At 65.6% G+C, this 23,100-nt stretch carries 24 protein-coding genes and 3 tRNA genes; 6 read left to right on the top strand and 21 right to left on the bottom strand.

Going from position 1 to position 23,100, the window contains the following annotated elements; all coding sequences use genetic code 11:
- Positions 1–107 precede the first annotated feature (107 nt).
- From C6P61_RS17590 to C6P61_RS06260, 11 genes are all read right to left on the bottom strand, one after another.
- A complete protein-coding gene (locus C6P61_RS17590) occupies positions 108–824 on the bottom strand; it encodes a hypothetical protein (RefSeq protein ID WP_146114973.1) in 717 nt (238 codons plus the stop codon).
- A 494-nt stretch (positions 825–1,318) separates the two neighbouring features.
- Positions 1,319–1,465 (bottom strand): hypothetical protein, encoded by a 147-nt coding sequence (locus tag C6P61_RS17895; RefSeq protein ID WP_170067327.1) that lies wholly within the window; start codon positions 1,463–1,465, stop codon positions 1,319–1,321.
- A 287-nt stretch (positions 1,466–1,752) separates the two neighbouring features.
- The gene (locus C6P61_RS06300) at positions 1,753–1,947 is read right to left on the bottom strand and encodes a hypothetical protein (protein ID WP_105729083.1); all 195 of its coding nucleotides are present in this window, start codon (positions 1,945–1,947) and stop codon (positions 1,753–1,755) included.
- 252 nt (positions 1,948–2,199) lie between these two features.
- Positions 2,200–2,631, bottom strand: coding sequence for a helix-turn-helix domain-containing protein (locus tag C6P61_RS06295; protein WP_105729082.1), 432 nt, complete (start codon positions 2,629–2,631; stop codon positions 2,200–2,202).
- A 553-nt stretch (positions 2,632–3,184) separates the two neighbouring features.
- Positions 3,185–4,420, bottom strand: coding sequence for a tyrosine-type recombinase/integrase (locus C6P61_RS06290; protein WP_105729081.1), 1,236 nt, complete (start codon positions 4,418–4,420; stop codon positions 3,185–3,187).
- Positions 4,421–4,615: 195 nt separating this feature from the next.
- A tRNA-Thr gene (locus C6P61_RS06285) sits at positions 4,616–4,691 on the bottom strand.
- Positions 4,692–4,753: 62 nt separating this feature from the next.
- On the bottom strand, positions 4,754–5,785 hold the full coding sequence (locus C6P61_RS06280; protein WP_105729080.1) for a class 1 fructose-bisphosphatase: 1,032 nt from the start codon (positions 5,783–5,785) through the stop codon (positions 4,754–4,756).
- 20 nt (positions 5,786–5,805) lie between these two features.
- Positions 5,806–8,469, bottom strand: a complete 2,664-nt coding sequence (pepN, locus tag C6P61_RS06275; RefSeq protein WP_105729079.1) for an aminopeptidase N — start codon at positions 8,467–8,469, stop codon at positions 5,806–5,808.
- Between the two features lie 3 nt (positions 8,470–8,472).
- Positions 8,473–9,577 (bottom strand): peptide chain release factor 2 gene (gene prfB, locus C6P61_RS06270; RefSeq protein ID WP_105729078.1). Its coding sequence is split into 2 segments (ribosomal slippage): positions 8,473–9,495 and positions 9,497–9,577, totalling 1,104 coding nucleotides; the frame shifts between segments, so codons are not numbered across the junction.
- Between the two features lie 68 nt (positions 9,578–9,645).
- Positions 9,646–10,533, bottom strand: coding sequence for a DMT family transporter (locus tag C6P61_RS06265; RefSeq protein WP_105729077.1), 888 nt, complete (start codon positions 10,531–10,533; stop codon positions 9,646–9,648).
- Position 10,534: 1 nt separating this feature from the next.
- Positions 10,535–11,491 (bottom strand): alpha/beta fold hydrolase, encoded by a 957-nt coding sequence (locus tag C6P61_RS06260; RefSeq protein WP_105729076.1) that lies wholly within the window; start codon positions 11,489–11,491, stop codon positions 10,535–10,537.
- A gap of 84 nt (positions 11,492–11,575) precedes the next feature.
- On the opposite strand from C6P61_RS06260, the gene C6P61_RS06255 reads away from it, so the two are divergent.
- The 5 genes from C6P61_RS06255 (at position 11,576) to C6P61_RS06235 (ending at position 14,629) form a co-directional block, all read left to right on the top strand.
- Positions 11,576–12,637, top strand: a complete 1,062-nt coding sequence (locus tag C6P61_RS06255; RefSeq protein ID WP_105729075.1) for an aldo/keto reductase — start codon at positions 11,576–11,578, stop codon at positions 12,635–12,637.
- A gap of 31 nt (positions 12,638–12,668) precedes the next feature.
- Entirely contained in the window at positions 12,669–13,301 is a 633-nt protein-coding gene (plsY, locus tag C6P61_RS06250; RefSeq protein WP_105729074.1) for a glycerol-3-phosphate 1-O-acyltransferase PlsY, read from the top strand.
- A gap of 53 nt (positions 13,302–13,354) precedes the next feature.
- Complete coding sequence (locus tag C6P61_RS06245) at positions 13,355–13,897, top strand: glycine zipper 2TM domain-containing protein (protein ID WP_105729073.1); 543 nt, start codon at positions 13,355–13,357, stop codon at positions 13,895–13,897.
- Between the two features lie 103 nt (positions 13,898–14,000).
- Positions 14,001–14,270, top strand: a complete 270-nt coding sequence (locus tag C6P61_RS06240) for a hypothetical protein (protein ID WP_146114972.1) — start codon at positions 14,001–14,003, stop codon at positions 14,268–14,270.
- Positions 14,267–14,629: a translation initiation factor Sui1 gene (locus C6P61_RS06235; RefSeq protein ID WP_105729071.1), complete on the top strand. Its 363-nt coding sequence runs from the start codon at positions 14,267–14,269 to the stop codon at positions 14,627–14,629. The genes C6P61_RS06240 and C6P61_RS06235 overlap by 4 nt, the downstream gene beginning before the upstream one ends.
- A gap of 61 nt (positions 14,630–14,690) precedes the next feature.
- Here the strand turns inward: C6P61_RS06235 and C6P61_RS06230 are convergent, their stop codons facing one another.
- The 6 genes from C6P61_RS06230 to C6P61_RS06210 form a co-directional block, all read right to left on the bottom strand.
- On the bottom strand, positions 14,691–15,641 hold the full coding sequence (locus C6P61_RS06230) for a ComEA family DNA-binding protein (RefSeq protein ID WP_170067326.1): 951 nt from the start codon (positions 15,639–15,641) through the stop codon (positions 14,691–14,693).
- A 50-nt stretch (positions 15,642–15,691) separates the two neighbouring features.
- Positions 15,692–17,116: a DUF4139 domain-containing protein gene (locus C6P61_RS06225; RefSeq protein ID WP_105729069.1), complete on the bottom strand. Its 1,425-nt coding sequence runs from the start codon at positions 17,114–17,116 to the stop codon at positions 15,692–15,694.
- A 145-nt stretch (positions 17,117–17,261) separates the two neighbouring features.
- Positions 17,262–17,338: transfer RNA gene (locus C6P61_RS06220), tRNA-Pro, on the bottom strand.
- 45 nt (positions 17,339–17,383) lie between these two features.
- Complete coding sequence (locus C6P61_RS06215) at positions 17,384–17,857, bottom strand: hypothetical protein (protein ID WP_146114971.1); 474 nt, start codon at positions 17,855–17,857, stop codon at positions 17,384–17,386.
- 29 nt (positions 17,858–17,886) lie between these two features.
- Positions 17,887–18,063, bottom strand: a complete 177-nt coding sequence (locus C6P61_RS17890) for a hypothetical protein (protein WP_161125855.1) — start codon at positions 18,061–18,063, stop codon at positions 17,887–17,889.
- 97 nt (positions 18,064–18,160) lie between these two features.
- On the bottom strand, positions 18,161–19,381 hold the full coding sequence (locus C6P61_RS06210; RefSeq protein WP_105729067.1) for a polyhydroxyalkanoate depolymerase: 1,221 nt from the start codon (positions 19,379–19,381) through the stop codon (positions 18,161–18,163).
- A 157-nt stretch (positions 19,382–19,538) separates the two neighbouring features.
- Between C6P61_RS06210 and C6P61_RS06205 the strand changes: the two genes are divergently transcribed.
- Entirely contained in the window at positions 19,539–20,195 is a 657-nt protein-coding gene (locus tag C6P61_RS06205; protein WP_105729066.1) for a glutathione S-transferase, read from the top strand.
- A gap of 59 nt (positions 20,196–20,254) precedes the next feature.
- Here the strand turns inward: C6P61_RS06205 and C6P61_RS06200 are convergent, their stop codons facing one another.
- From C6P61_RS06200 to C6P61_RS06185, 4 genes are all read right to left on the bottom strand, one after another.
- Positions 20,255–21,925 carry a methyl-accepting chemotaxis protein gene (locus tag C6P61_RS06200; RefSeq protein ID WP_244908792.1) on the bottom strand — a complete coding sequence of 557 codons (1,671 nt, stop codon included), beginning with the start codon at positions 21,923–21,925 and terminating at the stop codon, positions 20,255–20,257.
- Between the two features lie 266 nt (positions 21,926–22,191).
- A tRNA-Pro gene (locus tag C6P61_RS06195) sits at positions 22,192–22,268 on the bottom strand.
- A 36-nt stretch (positions 22,269–22,304) separates the two neighbouring features.
- Positions 22,305–22,697, bottom strand: coding sequence for a MerR family transcriptional regulator (locus C6P61_RS06190; protein WP_105729065.1), 393 nt, complete (start codon positions 22,695–22,697; stop codon positions 22,305–22,307).
- 3 nt (positions 22,698–22,700) lie between these two features.
- The coding region (locus C6P61_RS06185) for a transaldolase family protein (RefSeq protein ID WP_280524121.1) at positions 22,701–23,100 on the bottom strand (400 nt) is incomplete at its 5' end.

Below are 23,100 nucleotides of genomic sequence, written 5' to 3'. Positions count from 1 at the left end.
GGATTCTTCGGCTTCGGTCGCTTCGCTTGATCCACTAGGAAGGCGAGCGCGCTCAGAAAAACAAAGGCCATCAGTGGCTTACATGGTGTTCCGTGGGGGTGGGTAGGTTATCCCTGGGGGGTGGGTAGGTTCCCTGCTTCAGGCGTGGGCATCGCCCCGCCATCAACATTCCAGTTGGCAACCTGGGCAACAACTTTGATTGCTCCGTCGTTGCGGTCACCTATCGAGTGGGTGATTACGCCTCCCTTCCCCCTTCCTGACTGCTTGTGTACCAGCCGGAATTCCTTATACCTAGATTCAAGCCAGCTAATCATGGCTGGCACAAGTCCTTTTTTGCCACGCAGGGTCTCGTCGTCCATCGCTTGCCAAACCATAACCGCTGCCGCGAGTTTGTCTGAATACCTGGGATGGTTCGGATTCAAGTAATCAGGTAATCCGGTGTCATCCGGTTTTTCAGGAAAGAAGAAGCCGACCCGGTGCCCCTTACTAGAAAGCCAGTCTGCAACTGAATCACGCTCAACGGTTGATTTATCAATATCCGTAGATCCCTCGACATCATATTCACATTCAAATTCAGGGTTGTATACTGTTTTTTGAATATTTCTACCAGAAATATCGCCACGTATAAGAGCCGAGCAAATAGCAGTCAAAATAATACTGTAACCATCCGGCTGTTCATGCGGCTTCCAGTCTTTGCAATACGTCCCTGTCTCTGAATTCGGCTCAACACCGACTATCAATAGCGCCGCCTGATGAATGGTGAACTCATCAACGAACTTCCACCACTCCGAAATCACGCTGTCGCGTTCTTCGCGGTAATCCATGCGTTCCCCTGTATCGCAACCCCAAACGAAAAACACGCCGCCCGGTCAGGGTGTCCGGGTTTTCGCCGTTGGGGATCAGCCAGCGGCTAGGCGTGTCGGCTCGATTGTGGCACGGGTCAGGCATCGGCAAACAGCAGCGCCAGCAAGGCCCATTGCAGGCGCTCAGGCGCTCGCATCATGCGCTTGGGTGCCCACGTCGCGCCCGGCCTGCTGCGGCTCTCTGGTGGGCCTGCTTACAGCTCGACCAGGGAAGTCGGACAGCTCGCCCACCCTGCATGACTCTTCTCTAACGTCGGAGAGCTCGACCACCCTACTCATTCGGCGCTAGGGCGTAACCCCGCATTGCCGGGCGGATCAGCACGCGGCCAACCTGAAGTTTTCTGAAGTAGCCGAACAGGTTGCGCGACCGACCGCCGCGCTCTGGCTGCCACAGGTTGACCGCAGGTTGCCATGCTGGCGGGCCGCAAGCAGCGACCGCCTCAAAAGTGAGCCGGTCAGCCCAGCAGTCGATTCAGCCAGCCCTTCGCTGGTTCAGGCTCTGCCGCCTGTCGCCGATAGCCTGGGGCTTGGACCTCGGCCAGCAGGTCGCGCAGGCGCTTCAGTTCCTCCAGGTCGGCCAGCAAGGGCGTCAGGCACTTCACGGGGCCGGGCTTGGGGCTGGTAACAGTTTGGTGCGTTTTGGTGCCAAGCGGCCTTGCGCACTCGGCGCGGGTACAGGTTTTTACAGGTGGTTGGGGCTATCGGTCTGCTGCCTGCTTTGCGCGCCGTGCCGCAAGCATTGCCCGCATCCTCTCGGATGATTGTTGAGCATCCCGCCTCAAATCCTCGATTTCCTCAGGACTGAGCATGGTCGGGCTACGCCATTCGGTCGGTGCTGCTGGCTTGGCCTCGGCGTCGGGCCTGGGCATCTCGGGTTTCTGCTGCTCGGTCATGCCGCTGCCCGTGCCTTCCTCATACCGCAGGCGCGCACCACTCGACCGGACCGCTCTGCCGGCGCGACCACGGGATGCTTGACCAGGTAGCGCACCATGCGCCTGAAGGCATCGACCCCCAGCGTGTGAATCGTGCGGTCCAGCGCCAGCGGCTTCGGCTTCCTCGCGGGCTTGTCGGTATGCTGCTGCATGTTTTGCCTCCGGTGGTGGGATGCCTGGATTTTAGGCAGGCAGCACCTGACGCGCCTGTTGAGCGCCAACCAGGGCGGCAAGAGCTGGATAGCTCCTGGTCAGTTTTGGATACTGGGGCCGTAACTTCTTGGTGCCTGCTGGTGACTTCCCGGTGACGGCTGGTGACTTCGGCATGGGCGCGGTGCTGGTGTTCGACCGGAAAATCCTCCGGATCGATCCGGCGAAATTTACCGCCTTGATGCGGCGCGCACCTACCGGATCACCTCGACCAACGGCAGCTCTTGCCGGGCGCTGGGCTTGCTGAACAGCTTGAACATCGACGCTGCTGCTTCGGCGGATCGGTCATCAGCCCCAGCGTTCCAGGCGTCGCCCGCTGCTCGGTCCTGCTCCATCGTCGCCGCGTTCCAGAAGCACAGTACGCGCCGGGGTAGGTGCCCCACTGCTATGGCGTTCCAGCACTCGACGGCCCGCCGCTCGCGGATCACCAGCCCGTCACGCTCCAAGGCCAGCAGGTAGGCGCGCAGGTTGGCCGGGTCCATCTCCAAGCGCCGGGCCACGTCCGCCACGTTGTAGGGCGGTGTGCCGTACTCGAAGAACAGGGCCGGGTCGCCGCTCAACTCTGCCAGGACCAGCGCCAGCTTGGCCGGATCGCGCGGCCTGCCTCGTTTGGGTGTCGTGCTCATTTTCTACCTGTTGCGGAAAAGGTGGATTCTATCGGGCAGCTCGGGCCGATGGACTCGCGTTCCGCTAACCCATGCCGCCGAAGGGGGTGGCAAAACACCAGCCCCTTTGCCGCCGGTAGGGGGGGGGTGTTTCACCGACCCATGCCGCCAAGGTGGGTGAACGATCCGTTCATCCCTGCCAGCGCCAGGGCCAGCGCCATTCCCTTGAAGTCGTCGACCATGCCGCGCACGTCCTCCCGATGGTCGGCAGCTCTACGCCATGCCGAAGACCAGCGCCAGCGATCCAGCCCTGCCAGCAGCCCCGCCGTGGTGGAACGGGTGGAACGTCACCCGCAAACAGGGCCAGCACCGGGCTTGTGCCCTGTGTGACCTGCTACAAACCCCATCAGGTCACAAGGATTCCGCTCCGCTCTCCTATGAGAATGGGTATTTGTGACCTTGTGACTTGTGTGACTCACATAAATAGAACCTCGCATGAGAGGATTCAGGCGTCCGCCCACAAAAAACCCGGCTCACTGGCCGGGCTGGTGATGGGCTTGCTGCTGGCGCTGGGTCAGGCGGCCCGCAGTTGGATCACGTCTGCCCCGGTGCGCAGCTTGTCCAGGTAGTCCGCCCAGACTTGCAGCATGTCGGCGCGTTCGTCCTGGTGGGTCGCCCGGTCGTACGCGCCGCCGTGGGTGATTTGCCCGACGTGCGCCAGTTGCGCCTCGATCACGTCGGCGGGGTACTTCAGCACTTGCCGAAGGATGGTGCGGCCTGTTGCCCGGAACCCGTGCCACGTCTGCCGGCCCTTGTAGCCCATCGCCGCCAGGGCAGCACTTACCCCGGCCTCGCTCAGTGGGCGCTTGGCGTTGCGCAGGCCAGGGAAGACCCACTCCCCGCCGCCTGTCAGCGGGTGCAGCTCGCGCAGCAGGGCCATGGCTTGACGGGGCAGGGGGACAACGTGGGGTTGTCCGTTGACCTTCCCGGCCTTGGTGCGTTTCATGTCCTCGCTGGGGATGCTCCACAGTGCCCGCTCCAGGTCCAGGTCCGTCCATCGCATCGTGCGCAGGTTGCCGGGCCGCTGGAACAGCAGCGGTGCCAGCGCCAGCGCCGCGCGGACAATCGCGCCGCCCTTGTAGGCATCGCTGGCGCGCAGCAGCTCCCCCAGCTCCACCGGATCGGTGATGGCGGGCAGGTTCTTCTTCGTGTGCGGCTTCATCGCCTTGGTCAGCCCTTGCGTGATGATCCGATCCGCGCGCGCCGTTGCCAGCGCATAGGCCCATACGCCGCCCGCTGTCATCAGCACGCGGTGCGCCACTTCCAGCGACCCCCGGTCCTCTACCTTCTTCACCACGCCCAGCAGCTCGACCGGCTCAATGCCGCTGATCTTGCGCGGCCCCAGCCAGGGCATCAGGTCTTTCTCGATGTTGCGCCGCTCGCGCTCGTAGTGGGTCGCGCTCCATCCTGGGCGCTTGCGTTCCAGCCATTCGCGCGCCACGGCCTCGAATGTGTCGCCGCCGCCTACGCTGGCCTTCAGCTTCTCGACCTGCCGGGCCTGCACCGGGTCTACGCCGTCCGCCTTCTTGGCCTTGGCCTCGTCGCGCGCCTGCCGTGCCGCCTTGAGGGTGACGGCTGGATAGCCTCCCAGCGCCAGCCGGCCCTCCTTGCCGTCCTTGCGGTACTTCCAGAACCAGCGCCGTGATCCGTTGGTGGAGACTTCCAGGTACAGCCCGCCCGAATCAGCCAGCCGAGCGCGGGCTTTGTCGGGTGGGCAGGTGGCGTTTTTGCAGTGGGCTTCGGTCAGCATGGGGAAGGGTAGGGGGTGGTTTGCGCCTGTTCCCCCGCTCTTGGGGGAACATCGGCTTTCGTTCCCCCGGATGTTCCCCCGCTTGCTCGTGGCTGTCAATGTGGGTCTTTGTGCGTCCCTGGGGGATGCTCTCCCCTGCGCACCAATGAAAAAGGCCCCCAAGTGGTGATCCTTGGGGGCCTTTGTTTGTTCGCATGGTGCCGGAGAAAGGAATCGAACCCTCGACCTTCTCATTACGAATGAGCTGCTCTACCGACTGAGCTACACCGGCACACGTGTCAGCGTTGCGCTGACACAGCCATAGATTATAGCGGGTTTTCGCGCAGTTTCTGCTTACTGGGCCGCGTCGGCTTCCAGGTGGTAGGCGGTGATGCGCTCGACCTCGTTCTTCGAGCCCAGTACCACGCTGACGCGCTGGTGCAGTTCGGTCGGCTTGATGTCGAGGATGCGCTGGCGGCCGTTGGTCGCGGCACCGCCGGCCTGCTCGATCAGCCAGCTCATCGGGTTGGCTTCGTACATCAGGCGCAGCTTGCCCGGCTTGTTCGGCTCGCGCTTGTCCCAGGGGTACATGAAGACGCCGCCGCGGGTCAGGATGCGATGGACGTCGGCCACCATCGAGGCGATCCAGCGCATGTTGAAGTCCTTGCCGCGCACGCCGTCCTTGCCGGCCAGGCATTCGTCGACATAGCGCTTGACCGGTTGGTCCCAGTGGCGCATGTTGCTCATGTTGATCGCGAATTCCTTGGTGTCTTCAGGAATGCTGACCTGGTCGGCGGTCATGACCCAGGAGCCTTGCTCGCGGTCGAGCGTGAACATCGCAACGCCGTCGCCCACGGTCAGCACCAGCGTGGTCTGCGGACCATAGACGCAGTAGCCGGCGGCGACCTGCTGGCTGCCAGCCTGCATGAAGTCCTGCTCGGACACCGGCTCGATCGCCTTCGGGTCGTCATTGGGCTTCTTGAGCACCGAGAAGATGGTGCCTATCGAGACGTTGACGTCGATGTTGCTGCTGCCGTCGAGCGGGTCGAACATCAGCAGGTATTCGCCTTGCGGGTAACGGTTGGGCACCACATGGATGTTTTCCATTTCCTCGGACGCCATCGCGGCCAGGTGACCGCCCCATTCGTTGGCGTCGATCAGCACCTCGTTGGCGATGATGTCGAGCTTCTTCTGCACTTCGCCCTGGACGTTCTCGCTTTCGGCGCTGCCCAGCACCTCGCCCAGTGCGCCCTTGTTGACGCTGATGGCGATGCGCTTGCAGGCGCGCGCCACGATTTCGAGCAGCAGGCGCAGCTCGGGCGGAATGCGGCCGTGTTCGCGTTGCTGTTCGACCAGGTAGCGGGTCAGGGAGATTCGGTGGCTCATTGCGGTTTCCTAGTGGTGATTCAGTCGGCCAGTGCGCGCGTGACGACTTCGCGCACATCGTTGCTCAGGTCGGGCTTGGCGGCGACGCGGGCGATGGCCTCGCGTGCGGCATGCCGGTAGGGTTCGGCCAGCTTGCTCCAGCGGTCGAGCGCGCGCGCCAGGCGGGCGGCGACCTGCGGGTTGAAGGCGTCGATCTCGAGCACGCGCTCGCTCCAGAACAGGTAGCCGGCGGCGTCAGCGCGGTGGAAGGCGCCCGGGTTGGCGTTGCAGTAGCTGAAGATCAGGCTGCGGGCGCGGTTCGGGTTGCGCAGGTGGAAGTCGGGGTGGCTCAGCAGCTGCTTGACCTGGGGCAGGATGTTGCCGCCGCGGTCGGGCGCGCCGGCCTGCAGCGCGAACCATTTGTCGAGCACCAGCTCCTCGCCCTTGAACAGCGCGTGGAAGCGTTCGAGCGCCTGTGCCGCCAGCGCCGAGCCGCTGCCGACCAGTGCGCCGAGCGCGCTGACGCGGTCGGTCATGTTGCCGGCATCCTTGAAGCGCTGCAGCGCCTTGCCCGGCCAGACCGGGTTGCCGTTCTCGCGCGCGGCCAGGCACAGCATGGTCAGCGCCAGGCCGGCCAGGGCACGCCTGCCGCTCGAGACCGGATCGGGGCGGAAGGCGCCGTTGTCGTGGTTGGCCTCGAAGGCCTGCACCCAGTCGTCGTGCAGCGCGTGGGCGAGCTGCTCGCGCATGGCTTCGCGCACCGCGTGGATGCGCTGCGGATCGACCAGGTCGAGCTGCTCGGCGATATAGGTCTCGCCCGGCAGCGTCAGCACCAGTTCCTTGAAGGCGGAGTCGAGTCCGGGTGCACGCAGGATCGCGCGCATGGCGTCGAGGTAGGCCGCGTCCAGCGGCTGGTGCACGGCAGCGGGCGACTGCACGGCGGCGAGCGCGCAGCGCAGCGCCAGGCGCTGGCCGGCTTCCCAGCGGTTGAAGGCGTCGCTGTCATGGGCCAGCAGCGTCAGCAGTTGCGCGTCGCTGTAGTCGAACTCGAGCACGACCGGCGCGCTGAAACCGCGCAGGATCGAGGGCACCGGCTCGGCATCGACGTCGTCGAACACCACGGTCTGGCTGGTCTCGCTGAGCACCACGGTGCGGGCGCTGTCCGGCAGTTCGCGGCCCTGCGCGTCGAGCAGTCCGAGCGCGACCGGGATCACGAACGCTTCCTTGGCTGGCTGGCCGGCGGTGGCGGGGCAACTCTGGCCCAACGTCAGGGTGTAGCGGCGCATTTGGGCGTCATACGATCCGCTGGCGTGCAGGCGCGGCGTGCCGGCCTGCGAGTACCAGCGCTTGAACTGGGGCAGCTGGCGCGCGAGTTCGCTGTCGGGGTTGGCGTCGGCGATGGCCTGTGCGAAGTCGTCGCAGGTCACGGCCTGGCCGTCATGGCGCTCGAAATACAGCTTCATGCCGCGCGCGAAGCCTTCGCGCCCGACCAGGGTCTGCTGCATGCGCACGACCTCGGCACCCTTTTCGTAGATCGTGACGGTGTAGAAGTTGTTGATCTCGGCGTACTGGTCGGGGCGCACCGGGTGCGACATCGGGCCGGCGTCCTCGGGGAACTGGGCGCTGCGCAGCACGCGCACGTCCTCGATCCGCTTGACGGCGCGGGCCGACGCGCTGCCGGCCATGTCCATGCTGAATTCCTGGTCGCGGAATACCGTCAGCCCTTCCTTCAGGCTGAGCTGGAACCAGTCGCGGCAGGTGACGCGGTTGCCGGTCCAGTTGTGGAAATACTCGTGGCCGACCACCGATTCGATGCCGGCGTAGTCGGTATCGGTCGCGGTGGCGGGGTTGGCCAGCACGTACTTGGTGTTGAAGATGTTGAGGCCCTTGTTCTCCATCGCGCCCATGTTGAAGTCGCTGGTGGCGACGATCATGAAGCGCTCCAGGTCGAGCGGCAGGCCGAAACGCGCCTCGTCCCAGGCGATGCTGGCCATCAGCGAGTTCATCGCGTGCTCGGTCTTGTCGAGGTCGCCCGGGCGCACGTAGACCTGCAGCAGATGCTGGCCACCGCTGCGGCTGGTGATGCGCTGCTCGCGCGACACCAGCTGGCCGGCCACCAGCGCGAACAGGTAGCAGGGCTTCTTGTGCGGGTCGACCCATTTGGCGAAATGGCGACCGTCATCGAGCTCGCCTTGTTCGACCAGGTTGCCGTTGGACAGCAGCACCGGGTAGGCGGCCTTGTCGGCGCGCAGCGTCACGCTATAGCTGGCCATCACATCCGGACGGTCCAGGAAATAGGTGATGCGGCGAAAGCCCTCGGCCTCGCACTGCGTGAAGAAGGTGCCCTGGCTCACGTACAAGCCCATCAGCTTGCTGTTCTTGGCCGGAGCGCATGTGGTGAAGATCTCGAGCTCGAACGGCTGGTCGCCCTCGGGCAGCTTCTCGAGCACGAGCTGGTTGCCGTCGAGCTTGAAGCTGCTGCCTTCGCCGTTGACCAGCACGCGCGCCAGGTTGAGCTCCTCGCCGTCCAGGCGCAGCGGCTGGGCCGCCACGGCCGGGTTGCGCCGCAGCCACATCTTGTTGAGGACGCGGGTCTTGGCCGGGTCGAGGTCGAAGCACAGGTCGACGCTGTCGACCAGGAACGCCGGGGCGGCATAGTCTTCGCGCTTCACCACCGGGGTGTTGCCTTCACGCAGTGAGGTCATGGGTCAAACGCCTTGTTTCAGAGAAGCTTCGATGAATGCGTCCAGGTCGCCGTCGAGCACCTTCTGGGTGGCCGAGATTTCGACGTTGGTGCGCAGGTCCTTGATGCGGCTGTTGTCCAGCACATAGCTGCGGATCTGGTGACCCCAGCCCACGTCGGTCTTGGTGTCCTCGAGCTTTTGCTGCTCTTCCATGCGCTTGCGCATCTCGTAGTCGTAGAGCTTGGAGCGCAGGCGACCCCAGGCCAGGTCGCGGTTGCTGTGCTGGCTGCGGCTGTCTTGCGACTGCACCACGATGCCGGTCGGCATGTGGGTCAGGCGCACCGCCGAGTCGGTCTTGTTGATGTGCTGGCCGCCGGCGCCGGAGGCGCGGTAGGTGTCGATCCGCACATCGGCCGGGTTGATGTTGATCTCGACCGAGTCGTCGATCTCGGGGTAGACGAACACCGAGGCGAACGAGGTGTGGCGCCCGCCCGAGCTGTCGAACGGCGACTTGCGCACCAGGCGGTGCACGCCGGTCTCGGTGCGCAGCAGGCCGTAGGCGTACTCGCCCTCGAGCTTGATGGTGGCGCTCTTGATGCCGGCGGTGTCGCCGTCGGTCAGGTCCTCGACCGTGACCTTGAAGCCCTTGCGCTCGCCGTAGCGGGTGTACTGGCGCAGCAGCATGCTGGCCCAGTCGCAGGCCTCGGTGCCGCCAGCGCCGGCCTGGATGTCGAGGAAGCAGTTGAGCGGATCGGCTTCCTGGTTGAACATGCGGCGGAACTCGAGCTTCTCGACTTCGGCTGCCAGCTTACCAGCTTCGCCCTCGATCGCTTCCAGGCCGTCGTCGTCACCTTCTTCCTTGGACATCTCGAACAGCTCACCGTTGTCGGCGAGCTCGCCGGTCAGGCGGTCGAGCACCAGCACGACGTCTTCCAGCGACTTCTTTTCCTTGCCCAGGTCCTGGGCCCGCTTCGGGTTGTTCCAGACCGCGGGGTCTTCGAGCGCGCTGTTGACTTCGCTCAGTTTGAGGGCTTTGTGATCGTAGTCAAAGATACCCCCGTAACTCGATCACGCGCGAGCTCAGGTCGGCGAGGCGGGCGGAGATGGCGTTGAGGCGTTCGGCTTCCATGATATTTATCTTCTGTATCGGTCAAAACGGTCGATTTTCTCACGGCCTGGGGCTTTGCGGGCGCGCGTTCAAGCGGCTGTGGTGGGCTTGAAGCGCCATTGCGCCAGCAACATGGCCGCCAGCAGCAGCGCAGCACCGCTCCAGCCGCGCAGGCCGATCTGTTCGTTCAGCACCAGCCAGCCGCCCAGTGCCGAGAACAGGCCCTCGCTGCTGTAGATCACGGCTGCATGCGAGGCCAGCGCATCGCGCTGCACGATGGCCTGCAGCGTGTAGGCCACGCCGATCGAGAGCAAGCCGCCCCAGGCGATGGCGCCGGCAGCCTGTTCCAGCCCGCTCCAGGTGATGCTTTCCTGTGCCAGCGCGACCGCCAGCGACAGCAGGCCCGCGACCAGGTATTGCAGCACCGACAGCCGCAGCGGGTCGTGGCGCCGGGTCAGCCGGCCCACCAGCAGCACATGCACCGCCCAGAGCAGGGCGCCGCCGAGCTGCAGCCAGTCGCCCGCGGCGATGCCGGCGTCGGGCTTGACGCTGAGGAAGTAGAGACCGGCGGTGGCCAGCGCGACCGCGATCCAGGCCTGGCGCGTGATGTGGGTGCCACCCAGGCGCAGCAGCACTGGCACCAGCACGACATAGAGCCCGGTGATGAAGCCCGCGTTGCTGACCGAGGTGCCGAGCAGGCCGACTTGCTGCAGGTTGATGGCGCAAAACAGCACCAGCCCCAGCAGCAGTCCCGCGCCCCACAGGCCCTGGCTCGGCTGCACCGGCAGGCTGGCGAAGGGGCCGCCACGCCAGCGCCAGAGCGGCGCGATCAGCGCGACACCCAGCAGCATGCGGGCACCGGTATAGGTGAACGGGCCGACGCCGTCCATGCCGAGCTGCTGGGCGACGAAGGTCGAGCCCCAGATCGCGGCAGTCAGGACCATCAGCAGGTCCGCTTTCAGGCTTGAGCGCTGCATCTCAGGCCAGGAAATCTTCGATCAACCGCGCCACCGCGGCCGGCTGGTCGTGGTGCAGCATATGGCCGGCGTCCTCGACCCGCGCGCGCCGGCAGTCGGGCACGGCAGTCAGCCGCTGATGGAATTCATCCAAGTTGTATTCGCCCTGCTTGAACCAGCGCGCCAGGCTGTCGTCCGAGGCCTCGACCGATAGCGTCGGCGCCGTGATGCAGCGCCAGATCGCCTGCGTCTCGTCGGCGCGGTAGAGCAGGGCGCTGACGACCTTGTGCGCCGCGTCGCCCAGGATCTGCCAGCGGCCGGACTCGTTCTGCGCCGCCCAGTGCTGGGCCAGCCAGCGCGCCTTGGCCGGAGCCAGCCGCGGATTGGTCTTGATCAGGCGCTGCGCCACGCCTTCCAGGCTGTCGTACTGCTGCAGCGCGAGCTCGCCGCGCTCGAGCGCCTTGAGCTGGTCGATCCAGCTCGCATAGCGACGCGCGGCCTGGGCCGGGCGCGTCGCGGGCAGGCCGAAACCCTCAAGGTTGACCAGCCGGCGCACGCGCTGGGGCCGCACGCCGCCGTAGACCAGGGCGACGTTGCCGCCCATGCTGTGGCCGACCAGGTCGATGGCTGCGCCGCTGTCGCGCCCGAGCTCGGCGTCGAGCGCGTCGAGCAGGAAATCCAGGTCGGCCAGGTACTCGGCCGGCGAGACATAGTGGTCGACCGGACCGTAGTCGGTCGGGTCCGGGCCGGCGCCTTGCGGGCGTGTCAGCCCGAAGCCACGCCAGTCGGGCGCGATCACGAAGCGTTCGCCCTGCAGCGCATCGACCACGAACTGGAACGAGGCCGAGACATCCATCCAGCCATGCACCAGCACCAGTGGCACCATGCCCGGACGGTACTCGCCCCAGCTGCGGACATGGTAGCGCTGCTGGCGAAGGGTGAGAAAGCGGCTGCTTGAAGGTCGAATGGCCTTGTACATCCTTGGGATTATTGCGGCAAGCCGTGACGACCTGGCCTCGGTGCCGTGACAAAATCAGAGCCAAGCGTACAAGAGACCCTAACCATGAACCTGATACCACTGGGCGCGAGCGAATTGCGCGTGACTCCGATCTGCCTGGGCACCATGACCTTCGGCGAGCAGGTCGGCGAGGCCGACAGCCATGCCATCCTGGACCGCGCGCTTGAGCGCGGCATCAACTTCATCGACACCGCCGAGATGTATGCGGTGCCGGCGCGCGCCGAGACCTGCGGCGCGACCGAGACCATCGTCGGCCGCTGGCTGGCCAGTCGCCCGGGGGCGCGCGAGAAGATCGTGCTGGCGACCAAGGTCGCCGGCCCCTCGCGTGGCATGCCCTGGATTCGCGGCGAGCAGTCCGGCCTGACCCGGGCCGAGATCCTGGCCGCCTGCGACGCCAGCCTGCGCCGGCTGCAGACCGAGGTGATCGACCTGTACCAGATCCACTGGCCGGCGCGATCAGTGCCTGCCTTCGGCAAGATCTACTACGACCCGGCCGAGGAAAAGCCCTGCGCCAGCATCCACGAGCAGCTCGAAGCTCTTGACCAGCTGGTGCGCGCCGGCAAGGTGCGCGCGATCGGCCTGTCCAATGAGACCCCCTACGGCGTGCACGAGTTCGTGCGCCTGGCTGAAGCCCATGGCCTGCCGCGCGTGGCCACGGTGCAGAACCCCTATTGTCTGATCAACCGCACGCTCGAGAACGGGCTTGACGAGACCATGCACCGCCTGGGCGTGTCGCTGCTGGCCTATTCGCCGCTGGGCTTTGGCCTGTTGAGCGGCAAGTACGACGCCAGCGGTTTCGAGTCACCGATAGCGCCCGAAGGCCGCATGTCGCGCTACGAGTCGATGCGCAAGCAGCGCTGGGGTCGGGCCGATTCGCTGGTCGCAGCCCGGCGCTACAACGCGCTGGCGCGCGAGAATGGCCTGACTCCGACCCAGCTGGCGCTGGCCTTCTGCTATACCAAGTGGCAGGTTGCCAGCACCATCATCGGCGTGACCAGCTTGGCCCAGCTCGACGAATGCCTCGATGCCTGGGGCACCACGCTGGCGCCCGAGCTGCTGCAGGCGATCGACCAGATCCGCTGGGAACACCGCGATCCCGCGGCCTGAGCCCGGCCTACCCGCCTTTTTTGGATAAAGCATGTTTGACCTGACTACCCTGGCCGTCGTGGCGGCCGCCTACCTGATCGGTTCCCTCTCCTTTGCGGTGATCGTCAGCCGAGTCATGGGCCTGAGCGACCCGCGCAGCTACGGCAGCAAGAACCCCGGCGCGACCAATGTGCTGCGCTCGGGCAGCAAGAAGGCGGCGATCGCGACGCTGCTGCTCGACGGCGCCAAGGGCTGGTTGCCGGTCTGGCTGGTCGTGCATTGGGGCTCGGCCTGGGGCCTGGGCGACGGCACCGTGGCGGCAGTCGGCATGGCGGCCTTCCTGGGCCACCTGTTCCCGGTCTTCTTCCGCTTCCAGGGCGGCAAGGGCGTGGCGACCGCTGCTGGCGTGCTGCTGGGCTTCGAGCCGCTGCTGGGCCTGGCGACGCTGGGCAGCTGGCTGTTCGTGGCGCTGGTGCTGCGCTATTCCTCGCTGGCGGCGGTGGTCGCAGCGCTGTTCGCGCCTGGCTTTTACGTGCTGGTCAGCGGCGAGAGCTGGTCCTGGTACGGCAGCCCGTCGGTCGCCCTGGCCGTCGCGGTCATGAGCCTGCTGCTGCTGTGGCGCCACCGCGGCAACATCAGCCGCCTGATCGCGGGCCAGGAAAGCAAGATCGGCAGCAAGAAGTGAGCCATCCCGCACCTGCTGCCGTGCGCCGGCAATCAAGTTCCATCGAGTGGCCTATGAAGCACCCCGTCAAATTTGCCCGGCTGGCCGGCGCAGCAGCCTGTTGCGTCGCCATGCTGACCGGTCTGCCGGCCCAGGCGCAGCAGGAAATGGCGCGCGTCATCAGCAGCACCCCGGTCATGCAGCAGGTACCGGTCAGTCGCCAGGTCTGCCAGGATGAGGCCGTCACGCGCAGCGGCCAGAAGTCCGGTGCCGGCGCCCTGATGGGCACGCTGGCGGGCGGCGCGCTTGGCAACGCGATCGGCGAGGGCAGCGGCAAGGCGGCCGCCACCGTGCTGGGCCTGTTTGGCGGCGCCATCCTGGGCAACAGCATCGAGGGCGAAGCGCCGCCCGAGACCCAGATGGTCAGGCGCTGCTACCCGCAGACCGTCTACGAGAGCCGGGTCAGCGGCTACCACGTGGTCTACGAGTTCGGCGGCAAGCAGTACAGCGCGCAGATGCCGTCCGACCCGGGCCAGTATCTGCAGCTGCAGATCACGCCGATCGTGCCGCGCCCGCCAGCAGCGGCCGGCTATGCCCCCGCGGGCTATCCGCGCTGAGGTCCGCCATGTTGCACCTGAGCCCCGAACAAGCGACGCAGATCGCGCAGCAGCGCGGCAGCCAGCCGACCTGCAGCGCCTGCAGCCCCTACGCCAGCCCGGGTTGGGAGTCCTTTCCCGGCTGCAGCCGCTCGGCGCGCTCTGGTTGCCGGGCGACGACGAGCCCACGCTGGAGGAGTCGCGCCTGACCGGCGTCGACGCCTGGTCGCCGCTGGCGCCGATCTCGCTGGCGCACCACCCGGCCAACCGCTGCGAGGTCTGGGCCTGTCGCGCCTGTGGCAAGCCCTTCCTGCGCTATACCGAATACGGCGGTTATTACGAGGATCGCCGCATCCGTGAACTCGATCCGCGCCGGATCCAAGGTCAATCATGAAATCCTTCTCCGCACTCGGTGGCCTGGTCTATTCGACCGACAGCGGTCGCATGTGCCCCGGCTGTCGTCAGCCGGTGGCGCAGTGCCAATGTGCCCAGCTCAAGGCCGTTCCTGCGGGCGATGGCATCGCGCGCGTGCAGCGTGAAACCAAGGGCCGTGGCGGCAAGGCGGTCACGGTCGTGCGCGGGCTGGCGCTCGACGCCGAGGCGCTGGTGGCGTTGGCCAAGCGGCTCAAGGCTGCCTGCGGCAGCGGCGGCACAGTCAAGGACGGCCAGGTCGAGGTCCAGGGCGAGCATGGCGACAAGATCGTCGCCTTTCTGCAGGCCGAGGGCTTCAAGGTCAAGCGCAGCGGCGGCTGAGTCGGTCCTGGGCGGACCCCATGTCAGTGTCCTTCAGCGGCCCTCAGAGTCCGCGCTGACCTCAGAGCACGAGCCGGTCGCGCAGCCTGGCATGGAGTCGCTCGTTCATGCCGCGCACCCGCAGCAGCTCGTCGAGCGAGGCGAAGGGGCGCGACGCCACCAGCTGGCGCGCCAGCCGGTCGCTGACGCCTGGCACCGAGCGCAGTCTGGCGGTCGTCGAGCGGTTGACCGAGACCGCCTGGTCGTCAGGCTGGCGCGGCCAGTCCAGCCGGCGCCAGTCGCGCGTCACATAGGCGGCCGGGGTCCATTCGCGCAGCATCAGCGTGAGCTGGCCCTGCGCAACCGCCAGCGGCACGGTGTCGGGCCAGCGCCAGCTCGGGCCCAAATCGCTCCACTGTTGCTGACCGCCCAGGCTACCCAGCGTCATGCTGCCCAGTGGCTGGCCTTGGAAGGGGCCACCGTCATAGGGCCGCTGCAGCGCCCAAAGTTCGAGCGCCAGCGTGCCGCTCAGTTCGCCCGCCGCGCGCGGGTTGCTGATGCCTGCGATCGCGAGTTTCAGTTCGCCCCCTGCGAAGCGGACTTGCACTGAGCCTGTCAGGCTGGGCTGCAGGAAGCGGTGCGGCAGCAAGAGGCGCTTGCAGTCATGCAGCCGGTCCCAGCTGCCCGGCTGGCCCGAGACCAGCTTGAGCGCGAGCCGGCGTCTGGCCTGACCGGCCGGTTGCGCCAGTGGCACCCGGCCGCCGACCGGTGTCAACCGCCTGGGGTCTGGCTGCAGCGGTCCCAGCGGCCATTCGGCCAGCAGCAGCGCCTCGTCAGCCCACAGCTGCACGGCCATCATCCGGTTGTCGGTGTCGGTGTCGGTGTCGGTGTCGCTGGCATTGCTGACGTCACGGGTGACAGACTGGCCGCTGAGCCAGGCCTGCAACTCGACGCTGTCAGTCTCGAAGCGCAAGCGGGCTTCGCCAGCGAAGCAGGTCGGCTGCCAGCGCGCCGGGGCAGGGTCTTGTTCCATGATCGAGTCTGGTTCAGGCGGGGGCATTATCTGCCGGCAGGTGGCTGGGTTTACCAGCGCGTCCGGACGGTGTAGTCGAGCTGCGCCGAGCCTCGGGCCGGCACCTCGACCAGCCAGGAGGCGGCCTGGGCCGACGGCTTGCTGCTGCGCTGGCTTTCCTGCACCATTTCCCAGTCGCCCGCCAGTGCCTGCTGGACCCGGATCGTGACCGCCTCGTCGCGCGCATTGCGCAGCGTCATGCGCCAGCCGCTCTCGCTGCTGCGTTCGCCGAGCTGGCGAAAGCTCAGCTGCCGGCGCTCGGCCGACAGGTCGAAGGCCGATCCCAGCCTGAGCCTGATGGTCTCGTCGCGCGCGCTGTGATTGATCCGGTCCTCGCCAACGAATTGAGCCTCACCCTGGCGGTCGGGCGCGTAGAAGCGCACGACACCGGCCGGCAGGGGCTGGCCCAGCGCGCCGCCCCGGTTGTCGAATTCGAGCCAGACCGAGGGCTTGAACTGCTGCACCCCGGGGTCCTGGCGCCCGAATTCCAGCATGCCGGTATCGAGCAGGTATTCGCGCCGCACCGGCACCGCCGTGGCAGTCAGCAGCGACAGCTGCTTGGTCTGCTGGTCGGCGATCGAGAGCGGCCGCTCGAAGCGGTAGAGGTGGTAGTCGAGCAGCGACTCCTCGACCGGCGCGCTGCTGGCGCGCATGGCCGTGACCGAGGCCTTGCGCACCATCAGCGGTGCGCTCTCCTGCACCCGGTTCAAGGCGCCGGCCACCAGCTGCAGCCGCGCGTCGCGGTAGCTGGTGCCGCTGCGGTTGCTCAGCGTGACCCAGCCCGACAGGTCCATCTGCCGGCCATCGGCCGACAGCCGGGCGACATAGTCGGTCTTCCAGGACAGGCCGCCGCTCAGGTAGGACAGTTCGAGCGAGCGCGGGCCGGCGCTGGCTTCGAGCAGCAGCGACAGGGTCGGGCGCGGGTGCAGGTCGGCGGGCAGGCGGTCGAAGGCCAGCCGCCAGCCGGACCCGGCCGGCATGGTCTCGATCCGGTCGGCAAAGCGCAGCACCGCGCCAGCGCCATTGTCATTGCCGGCCGCCAGCACGGTGGCCGGCTCGCGCTGCAGCACACCCGTGACCGGATGCTCGCGCAGCAGCGTGACTTCGCGCCCGAGGTGGGACTCGAGCAGTTGTTGCGCCGTCAGCAGCTTGGCATCGAAGCTTTGCTCGAGCAAATTCACGGGGCCGCCGCCGCTCCAGCGCAGCTGGGTGGTTTCGGGCCGCAGCTGGGCCGATACCTCGCCCAGGTCCAGCCGCACCAAGCCGCCGGGCAATTGCAGCTGGCGCAGTTCCCGCACCAAGGCCAGGTCCTCCTGGTAGAGCGTCAAGGCGATCGACGAGCGCTCAGCGGGGCCTGCGCTGAAGGTCCCGGGTTCCTGCGCCCAGGCCGTGCTTGTGACGGCGAGTGCCGCTGCGACGCTCAAGATGGTCTTCATTTTCGCCCCTCGAATAATCTTGTCGGCTTCGAGCTTAGCCGAATGCGCGCCATCGGCACATCCCCTGCCGGCAGGCGCCGGGTGGAAATGGAGAGCGGAAAAAGCCAACGGCCTGCAGTCTTGAGAACTGCAGGCCGTCGTTTTCTGGTCGGCGTGGTGGGATTCGAACTCACGACCCCTTGCACCCCATGCAAGTGCGCTACCAGGCTGCGCTACACGCCGAAGTCTTCGATTATAGACCGAGATCCTGCCCGATCCTTCGAAAGCTTAGCGGGCTCCTGTGCGGGGCAGCTTGGCCAGCTCCTTGTTGAGCAGGCGTTCGGCCGAGTTGCGCACGATCATCTTCTGCAGCCCCATCGCCTGTCCGAGCAAGGCCTGGCCCTGGTCATGGCAGGTCTGGACCTGGGGCTTGAGTCGTTGCTCCGGCCAGTGTGCGACGGCGGCCTCGGTCGAGCGCAGCAGGGCCTTGCCCTCGTTGCCGGACAGGCCGCTCAGATAGGCGTTGCCGATATGGGCAAAAGCGCTCTCGAGGCGGCGCTGCCATTGCTCGCGCTCCTGGGGCGTGGGATCGACATGCAAGCTGGACTTGACCTCGCGTTCCAGCACGGCGACACAGACGGCGGCGCCGGAAAACCGGGACTCGGCCGGCTCCGTGGCCGAGCTGGTCCCGAAAGCCTGCTGCCCCCCTGTGGCGAGCAGCATGGCCAGAATCAGCGGATAGGGTCTGCGTACGGGATTCATGGCAGCAGTGTGCCCTGAATCACCGCTGCTCAGTGGTGTTGCGCCGATTTGGGCCAGCTGCCGTAGCTCACCGAGGACGCCGTCGTGTCACCGAGGTGGTGCCTGCCGTCCGCGTGCGATCCGGTGGCAACCTCGACATACAGGCGGCAGGAGAGGGCTTCGTACCAGCGATGCAGCTGCTCGGACAGTTGGGACAGGATGTGCATGATGACTCCCCTTTCGTAAAGAAACGGTTTATACCGTATATTTGTTTTTCTGGTGTAACGGTGTGAAACAGGCCCGCCGGCGTGACGGGTTCCTGCCTCAAGCCGAGTGGGCGTGAATCATGTCCCGCACCCGGGGGTAGATCTGCTGGTTCCACTTGCTGCCGCTGAAGACCCCGTAGTGGCCGACGCCGGTCTGGACGTAATGGCTCTTGCGGTAGGGCCGGATGTTCGGGCACAGCTCCTGCGCGGCCATGGTCTGTCCGACCGCGCAGATGTCGTCGCGCTCACCCTCGACCGTCATCAGCGCCGTGCGCCGGATGGCGGCCGGATTGACGCGCCGGCCCTGCCAGCGCAGCTGGCCGAGCGGCAGGTCATAAGTCTGGAACACCTGGGCGATGGTTTCGAGGTAGAACTCGGCCGGCAGGTCGTTGACGGCCAGGTACTCCTCGTAGAAGTCCTGGATCTGGCGCGCCTCTTCGGTGCGTCCTTCGACCAGGTGCTGGTACAGCTGCTTGAAGGACTGCTTGTGGCGCTCCAGGTTCATGCTCATGAAGGCCGACAGCTGCACGAAGCCCGGATAGACCCGGCGCATGAAGCCCGGGTGCGGCCAGGGCACGCGGCTGATCAGGTGTTGCTCGAACCATTCGATCGGCTTGCTGGTCGCCAGCCGGTTGACCCCGGTCGGGTTGATCCGGCAGTCCACCGGTCCGGCCATCAGGGTCAGGCTGCGCGGCTGGGCCGGATGCTCGTCCTCCGCCATCAAGGCGGTCGCGGCCAGGGCGGCGACGCAGGGCTGGCAGACCGCCACCACATGGCAGCCGGGGCCGATGGTCTCGATGAAGCGCATCAGGTAGCTGATGTAGTCCTGCAGGCCGAAGCTGCCATGCTGCAGTCCGACATCGCGCGCGTTGTGCCAGTCGGTGATGTAGACATCGTGGTCCTGCAGCAGGGTGCGCAGGGTTTCGCGCAGCAGCGTGGCGAAATGGCCCGACAGCGGCGCGACCAGCAGCACCGGGGGCTGTGGCGCCAGCCCGGCTGCGCCCGTCTTGCGAAAGTGCAGCAGGCTGCCGAACGGCAGCTCGAGCCGCGCTTGTTCCTCGATGCCGACGCGCTGGCCCTCGATCGTCACGCTGTCGATGCCGAAGGCCGGACGGCTGTGGGTCAGGCGCAGGCTCGACAGCGTCTCGCAGGCCGCTGACAGCTGGCGCAGCAGCGAGCGCTCGGTCTGCTGCAGCCAGGCGCTGCTGCCCAGTTGCTGGGCCAGGCGGTGCAGCGGGGACAGGGCGTCGGTCTGGATCTGATAGGCCTGGTAAAGCATGGGGTCCCTCAAAGCGTTGACAACCCACAGTGCAAGTTGCGGGCCAGCTCAAACGGCGTTTCACCGCACCGTCGCAGTGCGTCAGCGCCTGCCGCGGGGTCCTGGCGCATGGCATGACCCTTGCATCAGCCGCTCACCACCAGAGGAGAGCCATCACATGACGAAAGCCGTTCTGACCATCAGCAGCAAGAACTACGGCGCCTGGGCCTTGCGCGGCTGGCTCATGGCCAAGCTGGTCGAACTCGACTTCAGCGAAAAGGTGATCTCGCCCGACGATCCGGCCATGCGGGCCGAGATGCTGCTGCTGTCCTCCTCGATCCGCGTGCCGGCGCTGCACCACAATGGCATCGATGTCTGGGACACGCTGGCGATTGCCGAATACCTGCACGAGATCAGGCCGGACGCCGGGCTGCTGCCGGCCGATCCGGTGGCGCGCGCGCATTGCCGCTCGATCTGTGGCGAGATGCATTCGGGCTTCAGTGCCCTGCGTTCCTCGCTGCCGATGAACATCAAGGCGCGCAGCCCGGGCTTCAAGGTCTGGTCACGCGCTCAGGTCGACATCGACCGCATCTGCACGATCTGGAGCGAGTGCCTGTCCCGCTATGGCGGCCCCTACCTGTTCGGTGCCCGCCCGGGCATGGCCGACGCGATGTTTGCCCCGGTGGTGACGCGCTTCATCACCTATGACGTCGCGCTCGATCCGGACTGCGCCGCCTATTGTCAGACCCTGCTGGCGCTGCCGGCGCTGCAGCAGTGGATAGCGGCGGCGATGGCCGAGCCCGAGGAGATCGACGAGCTCGATGCCGAATTCTGAACTCACGCCCCCTTGCACCCCATGCAGGCCAATGCAGTGCCTGCTTGATCCGCCCGCTGTTAAAGCTTGAAGACCGAGACCGTGTGCACCAGCGCGTCGGACTGGCTCCGAAGACTGCTGGCAGCCGCTGCCATCTGCTCCACCAGAGCCGCGTTTTGCTGGGTGACTTGGTCCATCTGATTGACGGCTTCGCTCACCTGGGAGACTGAGTCGCTTTGCTCGTTGCTATTGGATGTGATTTCATCCATGATGTCCGTCGCATTTCGAATGCTGCTGATGACTTCGGCCATCGTCGAGCCTGCTTTGGCCACCAGCAGGTTCCCTTGTTCCACCCGCTCCACACTGGTGTTGATCAGGGTCTTGACTTCCCTGGCGGCTTCGGCCGAACGCCCCGCCAATGACCTGACCTCGCTCGCCACCACGGCGAACCCCCGTCCCTGCTCGCCTGCGCGTGCGGCTTCAACGGCGGCATTGAGCGCCAGGATATTGGTCTGGAAGGCGATGCCATCAATCACGCTGATGATTTCAAAGATCTTGCTTGATGAATCGTTGATATGCTGCATGGTTTCAACGACCTCGGCCACAACAGCACCGCCAGTCTTTGCGATTTCGACCGCACTGTGGGACAGCAGATTTGCCTGTCGCGCAATCTTGGCGTTCTGTGTCACGTTCGAGCTCAATTCTTCCATTGAGGCGGCTGTTTCTTCCAGCGCACTGGCCTGACTTTCGGTGCGTGCTGACAGGTTGTGGTTGCCTTGCGAAATTTCGGAGCTCGCGGTGGCAACGCCTTGGGCCTCCTCTCGCACCGTGCTCACCACCGTGACCAAGCTGGACTGCATGGCTCGAAGCTGCGCCATCAGGCTTGACGTATCGCCGTTTCGAAGTGGAATCTGGAAACTCAGGTCTCCCGCTCCCACACGCTGTGCCAACTGAGCCGCAAGCGCTGGCTCGCCCCCCAGCTGAATCATCAATCCTCGAACAATCAAGGCACTGATGGCCGCAGCCAGAAGGCAAGCCAGCAGGCCCCCGGCGAACATGGTTTGCTGGATGGAGCGGGCGGAACTGACCGCACTTGAGGAGGCCTGTTTTGCATTGCCAATCTGCTCTTTGCGAAAGCTGGCGAGTTGTGTTTGCAGGATCTCGCTGGCCTGGTCGAAACCAGGCGTCGTGGCGCTGCCCTTCATCAACTCGTTGCCGGCTTCCATGCCATCCCGAACATAGGTCTCGGCCATGGTCTTGCCAAGATTGTAGAATGCATTGAAATGTGTCTCAATGGATTCCATTTCCTTGAGTTTGGCCTGGTCATGGACGGCCTTGAAATGCTGCTTGAACTTGTCAACGCCTTCCTGGAATCGCTTGGCGGATTCCAGTGCGTCTTTGTATCCATCAGGGTCACGGGTCGCCGATACATCGGTCAGGAACTGCTGTACTTCTGAGCGGCTCAGGTCCATCTCGTCTACAGCCAGGACCAGCGGCAAGCTGATATCGTTGACTTCGCTCACCGCATCTGTGAGGTTGGTGATCAAGAATCCGATGGTCAGCAATGTTGCTGTAAAAAATGCAACGACACCAGAGAATCCAATGCCAAGCTGCCATTTGACCGGCAGGTTCTTGAAGGTGTAAGTCTTGATTGTCATTTTTTCCGAACTGACCACTGACTTGTTGGGATGATCTGTCTCTCTTTTCATTTTTGTGAACCAGGTGCTAGGGATGGTGTCCAAAATACCCATGGCGGCGGGCATTCAGAGGGGGGCTTGAACAAGGCCTCTTCCATGGCCGGAGGGCGGGGCCAAGGTCTGTTGAACCTGTGCGGGGAAACCGCGTGGTTCCTTGCGCACAGAAAAACCCCACTGCAGGTGAAATTCAAATGCTTGCGTAGTCTGCCGTGCTGAAGGCAGACGCCCGTCAGAGTTGGCCCCGGTTGGTATAAAGGGCACTTGAGGGACAGAAAGACAAACGGGTTACAGACTTGTGGTCTGTAACCCGCTATTTGTTATGGTCGGCGTGGTGGGATTCGAACTCACGACCCCTTGCACCCCATGCAAGTGCGCTACCAGGCTGCGCTACACGCCGAAGACCATTATTGTAGGCAAAAAAACCGGCTTTTCACTAGGCGGTCAGAATTTTTCTGATTTCGAGCAGTTCCTGCCGGATCAGGCGCCAGTCCGGGCCGGTTGCGACCGGGGGCAGTGGCGCTGGCGGCGGCAGCGACTCCGATGGCGGCGATGCCGGCGGGCTGTCGCACAGCGCGGCTTCCTGCAGGCGGTTGCGCGCGCCCGGAATGGTGTAGCCCTGCTCATGCAGCAGTTCGCGGATGCGGCGCACCATCAACACCTCGTGGTGCTGGTAGTAGCGCCGGTTGCCGCTGCGCTTCATGGGTCGCAGCTGGCTGAATTCCTGCTCCCAGTGGCGCAGCACATGTTGCTTGACACCACAGAGCTCGGCCACTTCACCGATCGTGAAGTAGCGCTTGGCGGGAATGGGGGGCAGTGCGTCGCTCATGGTTCAGGCGGCCAGGATCAATTGTTCGAGCTTGACCGCGTCGGCACAGAAGGCGCGGATGCCCTCGGCCAGCTTTTCGGTGCCCATCGCGTCCTGGTTCAGCGCCAGGCGGAACGCCGGCTCGTCGTACTGCACGAAGGGCAGCTCCAGCGCCGCGGCGGCCTGCGGGTCGAGCGCACGCGCCAGGGGCGCCTCGCTGGCCGACAGGGTGCCGAGCAGCTCCGGGCTGATGGTGAGCAGGTCGCAGCCCGCCAGCGCCTGGATCTGGCCCACATTGCGAAAGCTCGCGCCCATGACCTCGGTCGCGATGCCGAAGCGCTTGTAGAACTGGTAGATCTGGCGCACCGACTGGACGCCCGGATCGTTGGCGCCGGACATGGCCGCCTCGTCCCAGGAGGCACCA

Source organism: Malikia spinosa, assembly GCF_002980625.1.
GTDB lineage: Bacteria > Pseudomonadota > Gammaproteobacteria > Burkholderiales > Burkholderiaceae_C > Malikia > Malikia spinosa.
Note: the sequence above shows the minus strand (reverse complement) of the source record. Positions and strands in the feature narration are given on the sequence as shown.